The sequence below is a fragment of the Propionimicrobium lymphophilum DSM 4903 genome (genome assembly GCF_000423485.1).
GTDB lineage: Bacteria > Actinomycetota > Actinomycetes > Propionibacteriales > Propionibacteriaceae > Propionimicrobium > Propionimicrobium lymphophilum.
On sequence record NZ_AUIB01000001.1, the window covers coordinates 269,093 to 286,328 of the forward strand.

Here is a 17,236-nt window from a genome sequence, read left to right on the forward strand (position 1 = left end):
TACAGCCATCTAACCCGTGTGCCGGCCCCTGTGTTTAACGCGCTCTTCGTAGGTCTAGCGTGGCGAGGGCCTGCGCGAGCGAGTCGACCTCGACGACTTTTAGCCCACCCAGATTCGGTATGTGTTGATTCTTGTCCCTGTTATTTGCGGGCACCAGCGCAAGGTCAAAACCTAGCCTCGCGGCTTCGCCGACGCGCTTTTCCAGGCCGGGAACCCTGCGGAGATCGCCCGCCAACCCGATTTCTCCGAACGCGACCACTCTTTGCGGAAAGTTTCTGTCCAATGCTGCAGAAGCCACCGCGCACGCAACTGAAAGATCTGCGGCCGGATCGTAGATGCGAGCCCCGCCGACCGTAGATACGTACACGTCCTGACGCGAGAGCGGGAAGTGTGCCTTTCGCTGTAGAACCGCCAGGATCATTGCCACCCGCGAATTGTCCATGCCGTGAGTAACTCGCCTGGCGGGCGCTTCCGCTGGAATCGGCGCGACGAGCGCCTGCACCTCGATCAGCAACGGGCGCTTGCCCTCCATCGCCACCGTCACGCAAGTGCCGGGCGACGGCTCGCCCTTCCCTGTCGTGAACATTCCGGATGGGTCCGGCACCTCGAAAATGCCATGGTCGCCCATCTCGAAACAGCCAACCTCGTCGGCTGGACCGAACCGGTTTTTCTGCGCCCTGACCATCCTGAAACCGCTGGATTTGTCGCCCGAAAAGTCGAGGACGACATCAACCAGGTGCTCCAGAGTGCGCGGGCCTGCGATGTTGCCGTCCTTAGTGACGTGCCCGACGATCAGCACAGCCATGTTGCGCTGCTTGGCCACCCGAACCAGCGCGCTGGTGATCTCGCGTACCTGCGTCAAACCACCCGGCACGCCGTTTGATTCGTCCGCAATTATGGTCTGCACCGAGTCGACAACCAAAAGCGATGGACGAACCTGCTCGATCTGGCCAAGAACAGTCGCTAGGCTCGTTTCGGCAGCCAGGTAAAGATTTTCCGAAAGCGAATCGGTTCGACCCGCTCGCAGCCTTACCTGTGCGGCAGACTCCTCGCCGGTTATGTAGAGCGTCTTGTTTGAGTGCTTGGCCCAGCGTGAAGCGACCTCGAGCAGCAGCGTCGACTTACCCACGCCCGGCTCGCCTGCCAGCAAGACGACTGCACCCGGCACCAGCCCGCCGCCCAACACGCGATCCAATTCCCCGATGCCCGTGGGAGAATGCTCGGCGGTTTCGGCGTCCACAGCGGTGATGGGCACCGCTGGAGCAGAAGGGGCAGAGATGGAGGCAGCCTTAACCTCGAAGTCGCTTCGCTCGACTATGCTTCCCCAAGCCTTGCAGCTGGCGCACTGACCGACCCATTTGGCGGTGGTCCAGCCGCATTCGCAGCACTCGTAGGAGTCTTGTTTCTTAGCCATGGATAAAACAATAGAGGCCCGGTCTGACAAAAAATGCCAGGCCGAGCCTCTAACTAAAAAGCGAAAGTTAGATTCGCACCGAACCCTTGCCAGGGACGTCGAACGTCACAGCCAAGATCGCGGGCGCGCCGTGCGGGGCGGTGAAATCGAAGTGAACGCCGTCGAAATTGGCATCCATCGGGGCGCCCAGCCATTCCTCTACGCGCTGCTTCGAGCCGGCGATATCGATGCTCGCAAGAGTCACATCGCCGGGAAGCGCGGACGGCAGCACCTCTGCATCGGATTTCCAGTGCACAAAGTAAGGCAACTGCGCGTCGGTCATCAGGCCCTTAACGCCGATCTGCTCCCACTCCAGCAGCCTGCCGTCTGGGAAACGACGAGAACCCTTCACCGACTTGCGGTCGAGACGCTTCTCGTATGGGCTCAGATCGTCGACGGAGACGACCCAGCCCAACCAGCCGCCGCCAGTCTCTTGGCGCTGACGAACCGCCTGCCCATAAACAGCCTTATCTGCTGCCGGATGGTTCAAAACCTCAACCATCTCTAAATATCGGCCATCAGTTAGCGGCATGATGTTATTTCGTGTTCCGAAACTCGGGTGAACGCCACCGTCTTTGAACCTGTCACCAAAAATGTGGCTTAGTTGCTCGACGGTATCGGCTAATCCCTCCGGCCCTGCAACAAAAGTTAGGTGATCGACATGCATGACACCATTTTGACCGTTTCTTTTCTCAATAGCGAATCAGATTTGCAGTTAGCCGGCCGATCAGCGCTTGTTGAAATGCAATTTTTGAATCTTCCACAGTGGGCTAGCGTGTAACTGTGCACGAGAAAATAAAAGTTGGATTGGGCACCTCAACTGTTCACCCAGAAACCACCGCTGGCGCCTTCGAGACAGCTGCCGAATTGGGCTATGACGGCGTTGAACTTATGGTCGGTGTGGACCGCTCGAGCACGGACATCAACTACGTGGAGAGCCTCAGGGATAAGTATCAGGTGCCGGTGCTCAGCGTGCATTCGCCGTGCCTGATCATCACCCAAAACACCTGGAGTTCCGAACCTTGGGAGAAGCTGGAGGTCTCCACCAAGGCCGCCAAGAGGCTGGGTGCCGATGTGGTCGTCGTGCATCCGCCGTTTCGTTGGCAACACGATTACGCGGCCAACTTCGTCACCGGGGTGCGGGAGGTTGCAGAGAAGTCCGGGGTGACTATCGCCGTCGAAAACATGTATCCCTGGCGAGTGCTCGGCAGAGAAATTTTGGCCTACCACCCGCACTGGGACCCGACAAATTTCAATTATGATGCGCTCACATTCGATCTGTCTCACGCAGCCATTGGCCGTGCTGATCCGTTTCAGATGGTCGATGAGTGGGGCTCGCGGCTTCGTCACCTACACCTAACCGACGGACACGATTCGATGATGGACGAACACCTCTTTCCAGGCGAGGGCGACATGCGCTCTTGGGAGGTGCTCGAACACATAGTGCGCAGCGGCTATGCCGGGCATGTGATTCACGAAATCAGCACCCGAAAAATGCCGTCGGTTCAGGCTAGGCGGGAAAAGCTGCGAGAATGTCTGGAAACCACAAGAATGCACATCGAAAATGCGAGGCGAACTGCATGAAGAAGCTCATCGATAAGCTAGCCGGCGACGAGCGGGTACGCGAAGCCGTCGAGAAAAGCCCAGCCACTCGAGAGCTCATCAGCAGATACATCGCTGGACGTGACCTCGACGAACTGATGCCCGTCGTGGACAATCACGTTTGGAAGGGCCTTGATGTCTCGATTAATTACCTGCCTAAGCAGTTGGGGCGGGTGCAAAATTTGCGTTACGTGGTGGACGACTATAAGCAGATTCTGCAGCGCATCTCAGACGGCGGCTTCTCGCATAAGGCGGAGCTTTCTTTGCGTCTTTCGACGTTGGGGATGGGGCAGGTATTTCCGGAGATCACGCTTGAGCTTGCCAGGGAGATCACCCGCACGGCGACAAATCTGGATATCGATGTTTGCCTGGACATGGAAGATTTCGAGCACATCCACACTGTGCTAGTCGTTCACGATCAACTCCACCAAGACTTCCCGAGGATCGGTGTGACCGTGCAGGCGAACTTGAAGCGCAGCCTGAAGGACGTTGAACGGCTGGCAGAAAAGAACGCCCGAATAAGAATCGTGAAGGGCAGCTATGCGGCGCCGGACGCCGACAGTTTCGATAACCGCCTGAAGGTCGACCAGTCTTACGTGCACTGCTTGCGTAAAGCGTTCGAGGGCGGGGGAGTGCCGCTGGTCGCGACCCACGATCCGCGCCTGATCGAGATCAGCGAGGCTCTGGTCAAGAAGCACGGCTACAGCGATTACGAGTACCAGATGTTCTACGGGGTGCGGACGTTCGAGCAGCGTCGGCTCGTGGACACCGGTAGGACCTGCCGCACCCAGTTGCCATTCGGCCCCGATTGGATCGGCTACTACCTGCGCAGGGCTGAGGATCGGCCCTCGAACCTGCTCCTGTTCATGCGTTCACTCATTGGCAAGCGCTGACGATATCTGGACGAATATTCTCAATATCTTGATAACGGGTAGGCTTGCCCCATGCGAGTTGGAGTATTTGGAGCAACCGGCCAAGTTGGCGGCGTCATGCGTCAACTTCTTGCCGAACGTAATTTCCCTGCCGATGACATCCGTTTTTTTGCGTCTTCGCGTTCCGCGGGCAAGACGCTGGACTGGAAGGGTAAGCCCGTCGTCGTTGAGGATATGGCCAAGGCAGACTTCGCCGGCCTGGACATTGCGATCTTTAGCGCAGGGGCAACCGCCTCGCGCGAGTATGCTCCGAAGGCCGCAGCCGCTGGTGCCACCGTCGTCGACAACTCCTCCTGCTGGAGGCGCGACCCCGATGTGCCGCTGGTCGTCAGCGAGGTAAACCCGGAGGACGTCAAGAATCCGCCGAAGGGCATCATCGCCAATCCGAACTGCACCACCATGGCTGCCATGCCGGTGCTTAGCCCGCTGCACAAGGCCAAGAAGCTCGTTCGCCTAACTGTTGCTACCTACCAGGCCACCTCTGGTTCCGGTCTTGCCGGCGTGCAGACCCTGAAAAACCAGACCGAGGCCGCCGTTAAGCAGGACTTCGCTAAGCTGGCTCTCGACGGCCACGCAATCGACGACGTTGACAACGGCCCGTACGTGGCACCCATCGCCTTCAACGCAGTCCCGATCGCCGGCAACCTTGTTGACGACGGCACTCTAGAGACCGACGAAGAGCAGAAGCTGCGTAACGAATCGCGCAAGATTCTGCACATCCCCGAGCTGCTGGTTTCCGGCACCTGTGTCCGCATCCCGGTATTCACCGGTCACGCGCTCGTCGTGCACGCCCAGTTCGCTGATGAGATCACGCCCGAAGAGGCAATGAAGATGCTCGAGAACGCCGACGGGGTTAAACTCCTCGACGCCCCGACTCCTCGCGACGCAGCCGGCGCTGACTTCAGCCTCGTTGGCCGCATCCGACAGGATCTGTCTGTGCCCGACAAGACCGGTCTGACCATGTTCATTGCATGCGACAACCTGCGTAAGGGTGCCGCTCTGAACGCCATTCAGATCGCCGAAATCGTTGCAGCGGATAAAAAGTAACTTTATTTAGAGTTTGCCCTGTGGCTAAACTGGTCAACTGTCTGTCGAGAACTTTCTAGGGACGCAACGCGTCGATTAAGGTTCTGCAGTAAACATTTTCGAAAATCAAGGAAGGCGATCTAGTGGGATCCGTTATTAAGAAGCGTCGCAAGAGGATGTCGAAGAAGAAGCACCGCAAGCTGCTCAAGAAGACTCGTATCCAGCGTCGACGCGCAGGTAAGTAGCTAAGACTTCTGCATGAGCGCCGAGCCAGCTCGGGAGCGCACGAGTAACGCAGCAGCTCGAGTATTTTTCTTGGGCTCTGCCGGCGGGCTACCCGCCTACCTGCCACTATCGAGCACACGAGTGCTGGCTGAGGCGAGTCTGGTTATTATCGAACCGCAATTGCGACACATCCTTCAACAGGAAGAGATGCAGTTGCGGAGAGACCACACCTTAATCGAGGTAAACAATTTCGATGAGGTGTTCGCAGCAGTCAGATCGGTCAGAAGCAACAGCCAATGCGACGAAATCGTTGCGTGGCTGTGTGTTGGCGATCCGCTTTCGGACGGCGAGATCTGTTCCCGTCCCGTCCACGAGGTAATGGCGCTGTGCTCTGCCGCCGGCATGAAGGTCGGCGTCGTTGCGAGTCTGACTTATCCCCAAATCGGCTCTATGCGGTTCGGCATGCATTTGCCGAACACGTATGTCCGCGCTCGAATTGGTGCGGAAGAGGAGGTCTCCCTTCCTAAAACGGGAGATTTGCTGTTGCATGTTTTACCGGGGGCACTGGAGGCGGCGAGTAAGTCGCTTCGCAAGGCCGGCTACAAGGCGTCCGAGCCAGTGTTTCTGGTTACATGCGATCAAAACATTCTTCCGCCAGAGCAGACCACCGTCGGTAAGCTAGCGAGAATCAAGGATGAGTACGGCAGTCACCATCTTGTCGCCGTAGGCCCTTATCTGAACAACCCGCGTATTGAGTGGACACAGACCCGCCCATTGAACGGCTGGAAAGTTCTGATTCCCGTGACGAATTCGCTGGATCCGTCGTTGGTGCGCCGGCTGCAGATTTATGGCGCCACGCACACGGCGGTTCCGACCATGTCGATCGAGCCGCCGCGCAGCAAGACCGCTTTGGAACGCTGCGTCCACGGCATTGTCGAGGGCAACTATCAGTGGGTGGTTTTTACTAGCGTCCATTCTGTTCGCATCATCATCAAGCAGATGCAGGAGTACGGGTTGGACGCTCGTTGCTTCGCTGGTATCAGGGTGGCTGTTACGGATGAACAGGCCGAGAACGAATTGAAGAATTGGGGCATCAACCCCGATTTCGTTCCCGACGAGCGCACTGCTTCTGGGCTTGCGGAAGAATTTCCGTTCCACGATGATCTGCTCGACCCTATCGACTGCGTCTTGGTTCCTAAGGCGGAGGTTGCGACCGATCCTATGGTGGCTGGCCTCGAAGAGCTTGGCTGGCAGGTCGAAGAAGTTACGGTTTATCGGGCAGTTCGCGCGGCTCCACCGTCCCCCAAGGTTCGAGATTCGATCAAGGGCGGCGACTTCGATGCGGTGCTGTTTACCAGCTCGAGCGCTGTGCGCAACCTGATCGGTATCGCGGGCAAGCCGCACGCCAGCATGGTGGTCGTCGCTATCGGCGATGCCACGGCGAAGACGTGCGAGGAGATGGGGCTAGAGGTTGCTGCTATCGCGCCCGAGCCTAATCCTTCTTGCCTGGTAGAGGTGCTGACCAATTTTGTGGAGGAGCGCAGAGCAATTCAGATTGCCGACGGCAAACTTCCGCTTCGCCCGTCGCAGCGGCGTAGGCGTCGTAAGAAACGCAGTTAAGGCTATATTTATATGACTCTGACCAAGGTTCACCTGATCAGGCACGGAGAAGTGCACAACCCCGAGGGCATTCTTTATGGACGGCTGCCCGGTTTCCACCTTTCAAGTAATGGGCGGCAGATGGCGGACGCGCTTGCCGAGCATTTCTCCGACTACGAGTTGGGCGCGTTCATCTCTAGCCCCCTAGAGCGCGCGAGGGAGACTATTGCCCCCATTGTCTCCAGCCACGACGGCGAGTTGGAGATCGACGAGCGCCTGATCGAGGCTGGTAACAAGCTGGCAGGTCAGGTGTTCGGAAAGAACAACAAAGCGATTTTCGATCCGCGCAACCTGCGCTACTACTACAACCCGTTCAAGCCGAGCTGGGGAGAGCCCTATGCCGAGATTGCCGAGCGGATGCAGGCTGCTGTTCGTGACGCAGCTAAGAAGGTCGGCCCGGGTGGTCAGGCTGTGATGGTCAGCCATCAGCTGCCGATCTGGGTTTGCCGGCTGGCTTTCGAGGGCAAGAAGCTCTACCACGACCCCCGCAAGCGCACCTGCCGGGTTGGTAGCGTCACGACGTTTGCGTTCCGTGACGATGAGCTGCTGGGTATTGGATACCTGGAGCCGGCGAAGCACCTGTTAGGGGCCGATGCGAACCGGGCATTTTCTTCCGGAAAATAACGGTTTGGCGTGGCGTTGGAACACGCGCTCATTTTTTGGTGGTGGCATCTGTCATGATTGAACCATGAGTGAGCACTTCGATCTTTGTGTAATTGGTTCGGGATCCGGGCTTGCGGTGATGCCGCCCGAGGTTACCGAGCGTTGGCGGACGGCTCTGATCGATCCGGGCACGGGCCCTACCCAAGCTTTCGGCGGCACATGTTTGAATGCCGGTTGCATCCCTTCGAAGATGCTCTCCATTCCTGCGTCTAGCGTCGCTCAGGTGCCGGACGCGGAACGAATGAATGTCTCCTTAACCTCGCAAGGCATCGATTTCGATGCTCTTCGCAAGCGCACTTTCAACCGCACGGATGCCATCTCTGATGGCGGTCTTGAGTGGCAGCTGAGCCGCGAAAACGTGCAGGTTTTCCGTGACTACGCGCATTTCCTCGACGAGCACACGCTCCAGGTTGGCGACGAAATCATAACTGCCGATCGGTTCGTAATCGCTGCGGGCTCTCGTCCTAGGCAGACGGATAAGCCGGGCTTCAACGAGCGTGATCTGCAGCCGTTCATCCACACCAGTGAATCCGTCATGCGCATTGAGGAGGTGCCGGAGCGCTTGGTGATTCTGGGCGGCGGTACCGAGGCCGTCGAGTTTGCCCACATCTTCTCCGCATTGGGTTCGACGGTCACGGTGATTAACCGCAGCGGTACTCTTCTTCGCAAGATGGATGAGGATATTGCCAAGGCCGTCACCGATGCGCTGAGCGAGCGCGTTGCCGTTAGGCTGAATCAGAGCTATCAGAGCGTGGACGCGGCTCCCGAGGGCGGGGTGGTAGTCACGGCCAAGGACTCTTCTGGCATCGAGTATACCTATCAGGCGGACATCGTACTTTCGGTCATCGGTCGCGTGCCCAACGCAGATGTTTTGGACGTGGAGAAAGCTGGCGTGGAGCTGGACGATTCCGGTCTGATTGTTACCGACGAGTTGCAGCGCACCAGCGCAGACCATATTTGGGCAATAGGCGATATCTGCAACACGCACATGCTCAAGCACCTCGCTAACGTGCAGGCTCGAGTCGTTCTCGCAGACATCAAGGCTAAGCTCGCTGGCGACGAGCTGAAGGTTGAGGATAGGCCCGGTCCGCGTAATCAAGACGTTGTGCCGATGGGCATCTACATCACTCCGGAGGTCGGCAGCATCGGCCTTACAGAGCAAGAGGCCAAGGAAATCGGTCCCTACGCGGTATTCACTCAGAAGTTCTCCGACACGGCTTGGGGCTGGGCAATGAATGACGGGGGTCACTTCGCCAAGATCCTGGCCAAGCCGGATGGCACGTTGCTCGGCGCGCACATCGTCGGCCCGCAGGCGACTTCTCTGCTGCAGCCGATTATTTCCGCAATGGTGGCCGGTCTTAGCGCCAGGGAGGCAGCGGACAGGCAGTTCTGGCCGCACCCGGCGCCCGTCGAGGTCGTGGAAAATGCGCTGCTCGGCGTCGCAGAAGAAGCCGAAAAACTAAACGTCTAGACAGGACTATTGCGTCCTTTAGGGCGAGTTATGAAAGTGGTGGTGTCAACCGTATTTAGCGAGCGGGCCTACGGGGCGTACACTTTTTGAGGTTTAACTTAAAGGAGACTGATGCCAGTACGTGAAGATCTACGTAACATCGCTATCGTCGCACACGTCGACCATGGCAAAACTACGCTCGTTGACGCCATGCTTTGGCAGTCTGGTGTTTTCCGAGAGGGCGCGGATGTTGCCACACGGGTGATGGATTCGATGGATCTTGAGCGCGAAAAGGGCATCACCATTCTCGCTAAGAACACCGCAATACGTCACAACGTTGGCGGCGCCGAGGCGGTCATCAACATCATCGATACCCCCGGTCACGCTGACTTCGGCGGCGAGGTTGAGCGCGGCCTAGAGATGGTTGACGGCGTTCTGCTACTAGTCGACGCATCGGAGGGCCCGCTGCCGCAGACTCGCTTCGTGCTCAGCAAGGCACTGGAAAAGAAGCTGCCGATCATCGTTGTTATCAACAAGGTGGATCGTCCTGATGCCCGCATCGAGGCCGTTGAGGAGGAAACCTACGAGCTGTTCCTAGACCTAATCGCTGACGACGACGAGACGGGTCTCGACTTCCCGGTCGTCTACGCCTCCGCCAAGGCCGGTAAGGCATCTTTGAACCGTCCCGCAGACGGTGAACTGCCCGACAGCAACACGCTCGAGCCGCTGTTCAAGGTGATCATGGACACCATCCCTGCTCCGACCTACGAGGAAGGCGCGAGCCTGCAGGCCCACGTAACAAACCTCGACTCCTCGCCGTACCTTGGCCGCCTAGCGCTTTGCCGCATCGTCGCAGGCGAAATCACCCGAGGCCAGACGGTCGCCTGGATCCGTCGTGACGGCTCAGTCAAGAACGTTAAGCTTTCCGAGCTCCTGATGACCGATGGTCTGGAGCGCGTCTCCGTAGAGAAGGCAGGCCCTGGCGACATCATCGCAGTCGCTGGTATCGAAGAGATCACCATAGGTGAAACTCTCGCCGACCCGGAGAACCCGGTTGCTTTGCCGCTTATCCACGTCGACGAGCCTTCTATTTCAATGACCATCGGTATCAACACCTCGCCGCTTGCCGGGCGTTCCGGTACTCAGCTGACGGCTCGTCTGGTTAAGAACAGGCTCGACGCCGAGCTCATCGGTAACGTATCCATCCGTGTTCTGCCCACCGAGCGCCCAGACACCTGGGAGGTTCAGGGCCGTGGTGAGCTGCAGCTCGCCGTCCTGGTGGAGATGATGAGGCGCGAAGGCTTCGAGCTTACCGTCGGTAAGCCGCAGGTCGTCACCCAGGAGATCGACGGAGTAACTCAGGAGCCGACCGAGCGCCTGACCATCGACATCCCCGAAGAGCACCTTGGTGCTGTCACCGAGCTGCTTGGTCAGCGCAAGGGGCAGCTCGAGAAGATGTCGAATAACGGTTCGGGCTGGGTTCGTCTGGAATACGTAGTGCCTAGCCGTGGCATGCTCGGTTTCCGCACTGAGTTCCTGACTAACACTCGAGGCACCGGCATTATGAACCACGTCTTCGAGGGCTACACGCCTTGGGTTGGCACGCTGCGCACCCGTCAGACCGGGTCGCTGGTTGCTGACAGGCAGGGCACCGTCAATAGCTATGCATTGTTCAACCTGCAAGAGCGCGGCACTCTGTTTGTTGCTCCGGGCGACGACACCTACGAGGGCATGGTTGTCGGCGAGAACTCTCGTCCCGACGACATGGATGTCAACCCCACCAAGGAAAAGCATCTGACCAACATGCGTTCGTCCACCGGCGACGAGCTGGAGCGGTTGATTCCGCCACGCAGGATGAGCCTGGAGCAGTCGCTGGAGTACTGTGCTGCCGACGAGTGCCTAGAGGTCACCCCGGACGTTGTTCGCGTCCGCAAGGTTCTGCTGGACGCTCGCGACCGCGCGAAGGCACGCAACCGAGCTAAGAACTCTTAATCGAATAAACTCTAAACGTGTGGGTCATGCTTTCGGGCGTGGCCCACATCTTTATTAATTGGCCCACTCCGCACGAACGTGCATCGACTATTTTGGCCCATACGGCGGACGCAAGAATCTTTTCGTTTAACCGATTCGATGGTGTGTCCGGGTGGATATGGCACAAGATCAGGAGTACCTTATCTAGTGCTGGTTCACCACGGTGGCCACTAGATGCAGTGGTTTTGGGGTGATGCAAGAGGGAATCCGGTGAGAATCCGGAGCTGTCCCGCAGCGGTAATAGGGAACGAACGGCGAACAGAAGCACTGGCCGAAAAGGGCTGGGAAGCGCGCTAAGTAGGTTTTAGCCCTTAAGTCCGAATACCTGCCGGCATATCGCAAAGAGGTTTTGCGATGAAATCCGAGCTTCGAGGAGAAAGCATGTCGGTAGAAACGCGCGCGCACACGCACGTCATTACCCCGATTTCCATTCACAAGCGCGACGGCAGGGTCGTCGATTTCGATCTGGGCAAAGTCATCGACGCGCTAACCAAGGCATTCGCCGCAACTGATCAGAAGAACCCAAAGCAGCACGCCCACCAGGTTTCGTTCGGAGTGCTCGCAGAGTTGCAGCGTCGCGAGTTGAGCACCCCGGGTGTCGAGGATGTGCAGAACATCGTCGAGGACACCCTGATGCGCTACGGCTATCCGCACACCGCGAAGGCCTACATTCTGTATCGCAACGAGCGCACTCGCGCCCGGGAGGCGCAAAACCGCCTGATGCAGTCGTTCGACAAGATCACCTTCGGCACCGAGATCTCGGATGCTCAGCGCGAGAATGCCAACGTCGACGCAAATTCCGCAATGGGCACCATGCTCCAGTATGGTTCCGAATCGGCCAAGCAGTTCAACATCCTTCGGGTGCTTAACCCCGATCACGCCGCGGCTCATGTCGCAGGCGATATTCACATCCACGACCTTGACTTCCTGACGCTGACCATGACCTGCTGCCAGATCAGCCTTCGCGATCTGTTCAAGGGTGGCTTCTCCACTGGACACGGCGTCATCCGTGAGCCCAAGTCGATCACCTCTTACGCATCTTTGGCCTGTATTGCGATCCAGTCCAACCAGAACGATCAGCATGGCGGCCAGGCGGTGCCGAACTTCGACTACGACATGGCCGATGGTGTGCGCATGACCTTCAATTCCAACTACCGCTCGAACCTCGCGAAGGCGCTCAGGCTTTTCGGTGCGGAAGAAGCCGCCGAAAAGCTCGGTGAGGTCAAGCTGCGCGCAAGGCTTTCTGCAACCGAAGACGTTTTGAATCAAGAGGCCGAAGAGCTCTCGGAGGCACTCGGAATCGACTTAAAGACCGTTGTCAAAGTGCAGAAATTCGCGCTTAAAGAGGCCGAAACCGAGACCCGTCGTGCCACCTATCAGGCCATGGAAGCCTTCCTGCACAACCTTAACACCATGAATTCCCGTGCGGGGGCGCAGACTCCGTTCTCTTCAATAAACTACGGAACGGACGTCAGCGCGGAGGGCAGGCTCGTCGTGCAGCAGCTGCTGCTGGCGACGGAGGCAGGGCTTGGCCACGGCGAAACTGCGATCTTTCCGATCCAGATTTTTCGTGTCGCAGAGGGCGTAAATCTGAACCCCGGCGACCCGAATTACGACCTCTTCCAGTTGGCCTGCAGGGTCAGCGCCAAGAGGCTGTTCCCGAACTTCTCGTTCCTGGATGCGCCCTTCAACCGGCAGTACTACAAGCCCGGCCACCCGGAAACCGAGGTCGCCTACATGGGCTGCCGCACGCGCGTCATGGGCAACGTCGCCGACCCCACCCGCGAGATCACTCACGGACGTGGCAACTTGTCCTTCACGTCGATCAACCTGCCGAGACTGGCGATCGAGGCTAGGGGATCTATCTCCAAGTTTTTCGAGAGCCTAGATTTCAAAATCGATCTGGTCATTGATCAGCTCCTCGAGCGACTAGCCATCCAGAGCAAGCGTCGAGTGTGCAACTTCCCGTTCCTGATGGGGCAGGGCGTCTGGATCGACTCTGAGAAGCTCGATTGGAAGGATCAAGTGGCGGAAGTGCTAAAGCACGGCACCTTAGCCATCGGCTTCATCGGCTTGGCCGAGACCCTGACAGCGCTGATCGGCGAGCATCACGGCCAGTCGGAGAAGGCCCAGGCGCTGGGGCTGGAGATCGTCCGCCAGATGCGTCGTCGCACGGACGAAGCCGCAGAGAAATACCGGCTCAATTTCTCGTTGATTGCCACTCCCGCCGAGGGGCTGTCAGGGCGCTTCGTCCGCATGGATAAGGAGCGCTACGGTGACATCGAGGGCGTCACCGACAAGGACTACTACACCAACTCGTTCCACATTCCGGTGGCATTCAACATCAGCGCCTTTGACAAGATCCGTCTCGAGGCTCCCTACCACGAGCTGACCAACGGAGGGCACATCTCCTACATCGAGCTTGACGGCGACCCAACCAAGAACCTCAGTGCATTTGAGGCCGTCGTAAGGCAGATGTATGCGTCTGGAATTGGCTACGGGGCCATCAACCACCCGGTCGACCGCGACCCGGTTTGCGAGTTCACCGGATGCATCGATGATGAGTGCCCGAACTGTGGCCGTCACGAAACTCCCGATAAGCCGTTTGACCGCATCCGCCGAATCACCGGATACCTAGTTGGCACCCTCGACCGCTTCAACGACGCCAAGCGCGCCGAAGAAGCAGACCGCGTCAAGCACGGCTCAAGAAGCCCCCTGATCTAGTGGTCAAGATCAGGGTCGCGGGCACCTTGAGTGATTCCATCGTGGACGGGCCCGGCCTGCGCTACGTGGTGTTCACTCAGGGTTGCCCGCTTGCTTGCAAGGGGTGCCACAACCCGGCGACTTGGGATACCAACGGTGGCAAAGAGTTAGATGTTGAGCAGATTTGCGCGGATATGTTCGCAAATCCGATGCTGACCGGTCTGACGCTCTCAGGTGGAGAACCCAGCCTGCAGGCCGGTGCTTGCGCACTGCTAGCTAAAGCCGCAAAGTCTAGGGGCATGAGCGTGTGGTCTTACTCGGGATACCGAATCGAGCGGCTGCTCGAACGTTCACGCACACAACCCGATATCCGCGCATGGCTGAATGCTCTCGACGTGTTGGTGGATGGCCCTTTCATTCTAGCTAAGAGAACGTTGAGCCTTCCTTGGCGCGGCTCCACCAATCAGCGACTGATTGATGTGCCAGCAACACTATTGGCCGGCGTGGCAGTGGAATGCGCTAAAACGAATATCGAAAGCTATTCACAAAATTAAGCACCGAGGGTACCCTTAGTTGAGAATCGTTTTCTTTTTAACTTAGGAGTGCAGAGTGGCGCAAGACCAAAAGGCCGGCGAGACCGTCCACACATCCGCGCGTAAGGGGCTAGCGAATTCGGTTTTGGGCACCCGAAACCTGATGATGGTGGCGGCGCTTTCCGTCGTCGGATTGATACTGCTTATTCCCCTGAACTACATCGCCCCAGCGTTCGGAGCATCCCCTAAATCTGTTTGGATCGGCTGCTCCATTATGGGCCTTTGGGTGATTCCGTATCTGCTGCCCTCGACGGTTGTGCGGCGCCCAGGTGCGACGATGGTGGCTTCGTTGATCATGGGCGTGATATCGATTTTCACCACTCCGGCCGGCCCGTCCGCCGTGATAGGTAATCTGATCGGAGGCGCATTCATCGAGTTGCCTTTGGCCTTTACGCTCTACAAAAAGTGGAACAACTGGATGTTCATGATCTGCGCTGCCCTTTTCGGCACCCTGAATGGAACGATGTACCTGGCGCTGCTTAGTTCCATTACAAGCGCAAAAATGAACTCCTTAATTGTGGTTACGTCCATTGTTTCGGCCTTACTGGGCGGCCTGGCGACAATCGGTATCACCAAATTGCTTAACCGTGCCGGTGTTGGCGTGGCTAACCGTGCCTGAGTCGCTGGTGGGCACCGCCGAAGTTTGCGACGTTCAGCTAAGTGTCGAGGGTCTATCGGCGCATTATTTGGGGCAGGAACGTTGGGTGCTTGATGAGGTTTGCCTGAGCAATTTAGCCGGCCAAGTCAGCGCGGTGGTCGGGCCATCGGGATGTGGCAAAACTACATTGGTGCGCACGATTTGCGGCCTGGTGCCACACTGCCTGCCGAGCGAATATCGCGGTAGCGTCAAACTGCAGGGTGTCGAGATCGCCGACGCGAGCGTCCAGTTCATTGCCGAGCGGGTGGCATATGTCGGTCAGAATCCGGATGCTGCCATCATCACTAGAAGCGTCCATGACGACATCGCCTTCGCGCTACAAAATCTTTGTTTACCCGGCTGTGAAATTGAAACGAGGGTTCGCGATGCGGCCGAAAAGGTTGGGCTGACGGATTATCTTTGGGCCGACCCCTGGACGCTTTCGGGTGGGCAACGTCAGCGGCTGGCGATCGCAGTTGTGTTGGCGATGAGTCCTAAGCTGCTGGTCTTAGATGAACCAACTTCAAACATTGATGCGCTTGGACGTCAACAGTTTTATCAGCTAATCAGCCAGCTGGTGGCTGCCGGCACTGGCGTGGTGGTGATAGACCACGATCTAGACCCGATTCTGCCGATCGTCGATCAGGTAATTGCCCTTGATGCCGAGGGCGCAGTCATTGCCGCTGGCCCACCCAGGCAGGTTTTTTATCAGCACACCACCCAGCTCGAACAGGCCGGCATCTGGTTACCGCGGGCAGTGCGGGCAGGCAATACTCAAGCCTTGACCTGCCAGGAAGCCGAAATTGAGCTGCCAGGGTTGGAGCGAGTTTGTGGCTCTCAGGTGCGCTACTGGCGCAAGGAAACATCGGGCTGGAGGTTGGTCGAAGAAATCGACAACTGCCCGAAGGGACAGCCGCAACTGGAACTGAAAGACTTCGCGGTTCCCGGACGTTCGCCTGCCATCAGAGCGCGGTTGGCGGGTGGTGAATTTGTCGGGCTGCTTGGGCAAAACGGCGCAGGCAAAACTTCTCTGCTCTCAGCGCTTGCCGGCCTGCTCAGGTTCGATGGGCAAGCACAGTTGGAGGGTTCGCGTATGCGCAAAGGCAAACATGGCATCGGCTACGTGTTCCAAAACCCCGAACATCAAATGGTGGCGGCAACCGTCGAGAAAGAGCTGGCGGTTGGCGGGGCCGATGCGCAAACCGTCGAAGATCTGCTTGCTCGCTTTCATCTGGAGGCGGTCAGTCAGCAACACCCGTTGACGCTTTCTGGTGGCCAACAGCGCAGACTTTCGGTTGCGACGATGGTGGCCGAGCAGCGGGCTATCATCGTCCTAGACGAGCCGACGTTTGGCCAAGATTGGGATAACACCTGTGAACTGATGGACTTCATTGGCCAACTTTGCGCCCAGGGGCACACTGTTTTGATGGCCACTCACGACATCGAGTTGGCGTTGGATAACTGCAGCCACCTGATTGCCCTGCCAGCTAGGCAAAGTCAGCCGGCCGAGTCTAGGCATAATGTGCGAGAGAATCGTCGCGGGCTGTTTAGTGCTTTGAATCCGCTGACGCTGTTCTTCGCGCTGCTGCCGCTGATGGTGACGATCTTCGTAGTCAAACAGGCCTCGCTGAATCTGACTTTGTTATGCCTGGAAACTGTGCTGATGTTTGCAGCTAGGGCGCAGCGAATGCGCACATTAATCGGCGTCTTGGCGCCTTGGGCTGCCACCGGATTTCTGTTTTGGGTTTTCTCGCGGGCAGACGTGCTGGAAAACATCTCGAAAATGCAGGACCCCGGCGACGCACTAACCGCCGGCAGCGGCATCGGAGCGTTGCTTTCGCTGATCTTCCTATCCGGCATGGCCAGCCAGCCGGAGGAACTGTTGGTGACGATGAGCACGACATTCAAAGTGCCGTATCGAATAACTTCGGCGGGCACTGCTGCGGTGGCCTTCGTCACCCGCTTTAGCAAGGATTTTGCCTTGATTAGAACCGCGAAAGCGCTTCGCGGGGTGGGGGACAAGGCAGGACCGTTGGCTCCCGCGCTCAGATGGTTCGGTTCCTTCTTGCCGCTGGCGATTCTTGCGGTTCAGCACGGCGAGCGGGTGGCGCTGTCGATGGATTCGCGCGGCTTCGGAGCCTACCGCCATCGCACCGAGCTGCTCGACGTGCCTTGGCGCCTGCTCGATTGGATCGTGGTGGCGGCCCTGTGGGGTTTGGCTTTTGCGCTGTGGTTTTTCTGGCTGGCTTAGATAAAGAGGAA

General features: G+C 58.0%; 14 protein-coding genes and 1 riboswitch. Of the genes, 12 read left to right on the forward strand and 2 right to left on the reverse strand.

Features of this window, described 5'->3' with window-relative positions; translation table 11 throughout:
* Positions 1-34 precede the first annotated feature (34 nt).
* Positions 35-1,414, reverse strand: coding sequence for a DNA repair protein RadA (gene radA / locus G556_RS0101185; protein WP_028821460.1), 1,380 nt, complete (start codon positions 1,412-1,414; stop codon positions 35-37).
* Positions 1,415-1,481: 67 nt separating this feature from the next.
* Complete coding sequence (locus G556_RS0101190) at positions 1,482-2,120, reverse strand: VOC family protein (protein WP_028821461.1); 639 nt, start codon at positions 2,118-2,120, stop codon at positions 1,482-1,484.
* Positions 2,121-2,236: 116 nt separating this feature from the next.
* Between G556_RS0101190 and G556_RS0101195 the strand changes: the two genes are divergently transcribed.
* The 12 genes from G556_RS0101195 to G556_RS0101250 all read left to right on the forward strand — a co-directional run bounded on the left by G556_RS0101195 (position 2,237) and on the right by G556_RS0101250 (position 17,225).
* Positions 2,237-3,037 carry a sugar phosphate isomerase/epimerase family protein gene (locus G556_RS0101195; protein ID WP_024111463.1) on the forward strand — a complete coding sequence of 267 codons (801 nt, stop codon included), beginning with the start codon at positions 2,237-2,239 and terminating at the stop codon, positions 3,035-3,037.
* A complete protein-coding gene (locus G556_RS0101200; protein WP_028821462.1) occupies positions 3,034-3,948 on the forward strand; it encodes a proline dehydrogenase family protein in 915 nt (304 codons plus the stop codon). The genes G556_RS0101195 and G556_RS0101200 overlap by 4 nt, the downstream gene beginning before the upstream one ends.
* Before the next feature lie 51 nt (positions 3,949-3,999).
* Positions 4,000-5,034, forward strand: coding sequence for an aspartate-semialdehyde dehydrogenase (locus G556_RS0101205; protein ID WP_028821463.1), 1,035 nt, complete (start codon positions 4,000-4,002; stop codon positions 5,032-5,034).
* 122 nt (positions 5,035-5,156) lie between these two features.
* Positions 5,157-5,258, forward strand: coding sequence for a 30S ribosomal protein bS22 (locus tag G556_RS11195; RefSeq protein ID WP_081636672.1), 102 nt, complete (start codon positions 5,157-5,159; stop codon positions 5,256-5,258).
* Between the two features lie 13 nt (positions 5,259-5,271).
* Entirely contained in the window at positions 5,272-6,858 is a 1,587-nt protein-coding gene (locus G556_RS10890) for a uroporphyrinogen-III synthase (RefSeq protein ID WP_081675467.1), read from the forward strand.
* Between the two features lie 12 nt (positions 6,859-6,870).
* Positions 6,871-7,521 (forward strand): histidine phosphatase family protein, encoded by a 651-nt coding sequence (locus G556_RS0101220; RefSeq protein WP_028821464.1) that lies wholly within the window; start codon positions 6,871-6,873, stop codon positions 7,519-7,521.
* Positions 7,522-7,585: 64 nt separating this feature from the next.
* Positions 7,586-9,031 carry an FAD-dependent oxidoreductase gene (locus tag G556_RS0101225; RefSeq protein WP_028821465.1) on the forward strand — a complete coding sequence of 482 codons (1,446 nt, stop codon included), beginning with the start codon at positions 7,586-7,588 and terminating at the stop codon, positions 9,029-9,031.
* Positions 9,032-9,142: 111 nt separating this feature from the next.
* Positions 9,143-11,002 (forward strand): translational GTPase TypA, encoded by a 1,860-nt coding sequence (gene typA, locus G556_RS0101230; protein WP_028821466.1) that lies wholly within the window; start codon positions 9,143-9,145, stop codon positions 11,000-11,002.
* Positions 11,003-11,175: 173 nt separating this feature from the next.
* Positions 11,176-11,388, forward strand: a riboswitch (cobalamin riboswitch).
* A gap of 34 nt (positions 11,389-11,422) precedes the next feature.
* On the forward strand, positions 11,423-13,765 hold the full coding sequence (locus G556_RS0101235; RefSeq protein ID WP_051176579.1) for an anaerobic ribonucleoside triphosphate reductase: 2,343 nt from the start codon (positions 11,423-11,425) through the stop codon (positions 13,763-13,765).
* Between the two features lie 8 nt (positions 13,766-13,773).
* Positions 13,774-14,298: an anaerobic ribonucleoside-triphosphate reductase activating protein gene (nrdG, locus tag G556_RS0101240; protein ID WP_028821468.1), complete on the forward strand. Its 525-nt coding sequence runs from the start codon at positions 13,774-13,776 to the stop codon at positions 14,296-14,298.
* A 55-nt stretch (positions 14,299-14,353) separates the two neighbouring features.
* Positions 14,354-14,956, forward strand: a complete 603-nt coding sequence (locus G556_RS0101245; RefSeq protein WP_028821469.1) for an ECF transporter S component — start codon at positions 14,354-14,356, stop codon at positions 14,954-14,956.
* Positions 14,931-17,225, forward strand: a complete 2,295-nt coding sequence (locus G556_RS0101250) for an ATP-binding cassette domain-containing protein (protein WP_233418156.1) — start codon at positions 14,931-14,933, stop codon at positions 17,223-17,225. The genes G556_RS0101245 and G556_RS0101250 overlap by 26 nt, the downstream gene beginning before the upstream one ends.
* The last annotated feature ends 11 nt before the right edge of the window (positions 17,226-17,236 follow it).

What these genes read in the sequence shown, in the direction of transcription:
- G556_RS10890 (WP_081675467.1), top strand. Translation starts at nt 5,272, where the DNA reads ATGAGCGCCGAGCCAGCTCGGGAGCGCACGAGTAACGCAGCAGCTCGA.
- radA (WP_028821460.1), bottom strand. Translation starts at nt 1,414, where the DNA reads ATGGCTAAGAAACAAGACTCCTACGAGTGCTGCGAATGCGGCTGGACC.
- G556_RS0101235 (WP_051176579.1), top strand. Translation starts at nt 11,423, where the DNA reads ATGTCGGTAGAAACGCGCGCGCACACGCACGTCATTACCCCGATTTCC.
- G556_RS0101205 (WP_028821463.1), top strand. Translation starts at nt 4,000, where the DNA reads ATGCGAGTTGGAGTATTTGGAGCAACCGGCCAAGTTGGCGGCGTCATG.
- G556_RS0101200 (WP_028821462.1), top strand. Translation starts at nt 3,034, where the DNA reads ATGAAGAAGCTCATCGATAAGCTAGCCGGCGACGAGCGGGTACGCGAA.
- G556_RS0101220 (WP_028821464.1), top strand. Translation starts at nt 6,871, where the DNA reads ATGACTCTGACCAAGGTTCACCTGATCAGGCACGGAGAAGTGCACAAC.
- typA (WP_028821466.1), top strand. Translation starts at nt 9,143, where the DNA reads ATGCCAGTACGTGAAGATCTACGTAACATCGCTATCGTCGCACACGTC.
- G556_RS0101190 (WP_028821461.1), bottom strand. Translation starts at nt 2,120, where the DNA reads ATGCATGTCGATCACCTAACTTTTGTTGCAGGGCCGGAGGGATTAGCC.
- G556_RS0101225 (WP_028821465.1), top strand. Translation starts at nt 7,586, where the DNA reads ATGAGTGAGCACTTCGATCTTTGTGTAATTGGTTCGGGATCCGGGCTT.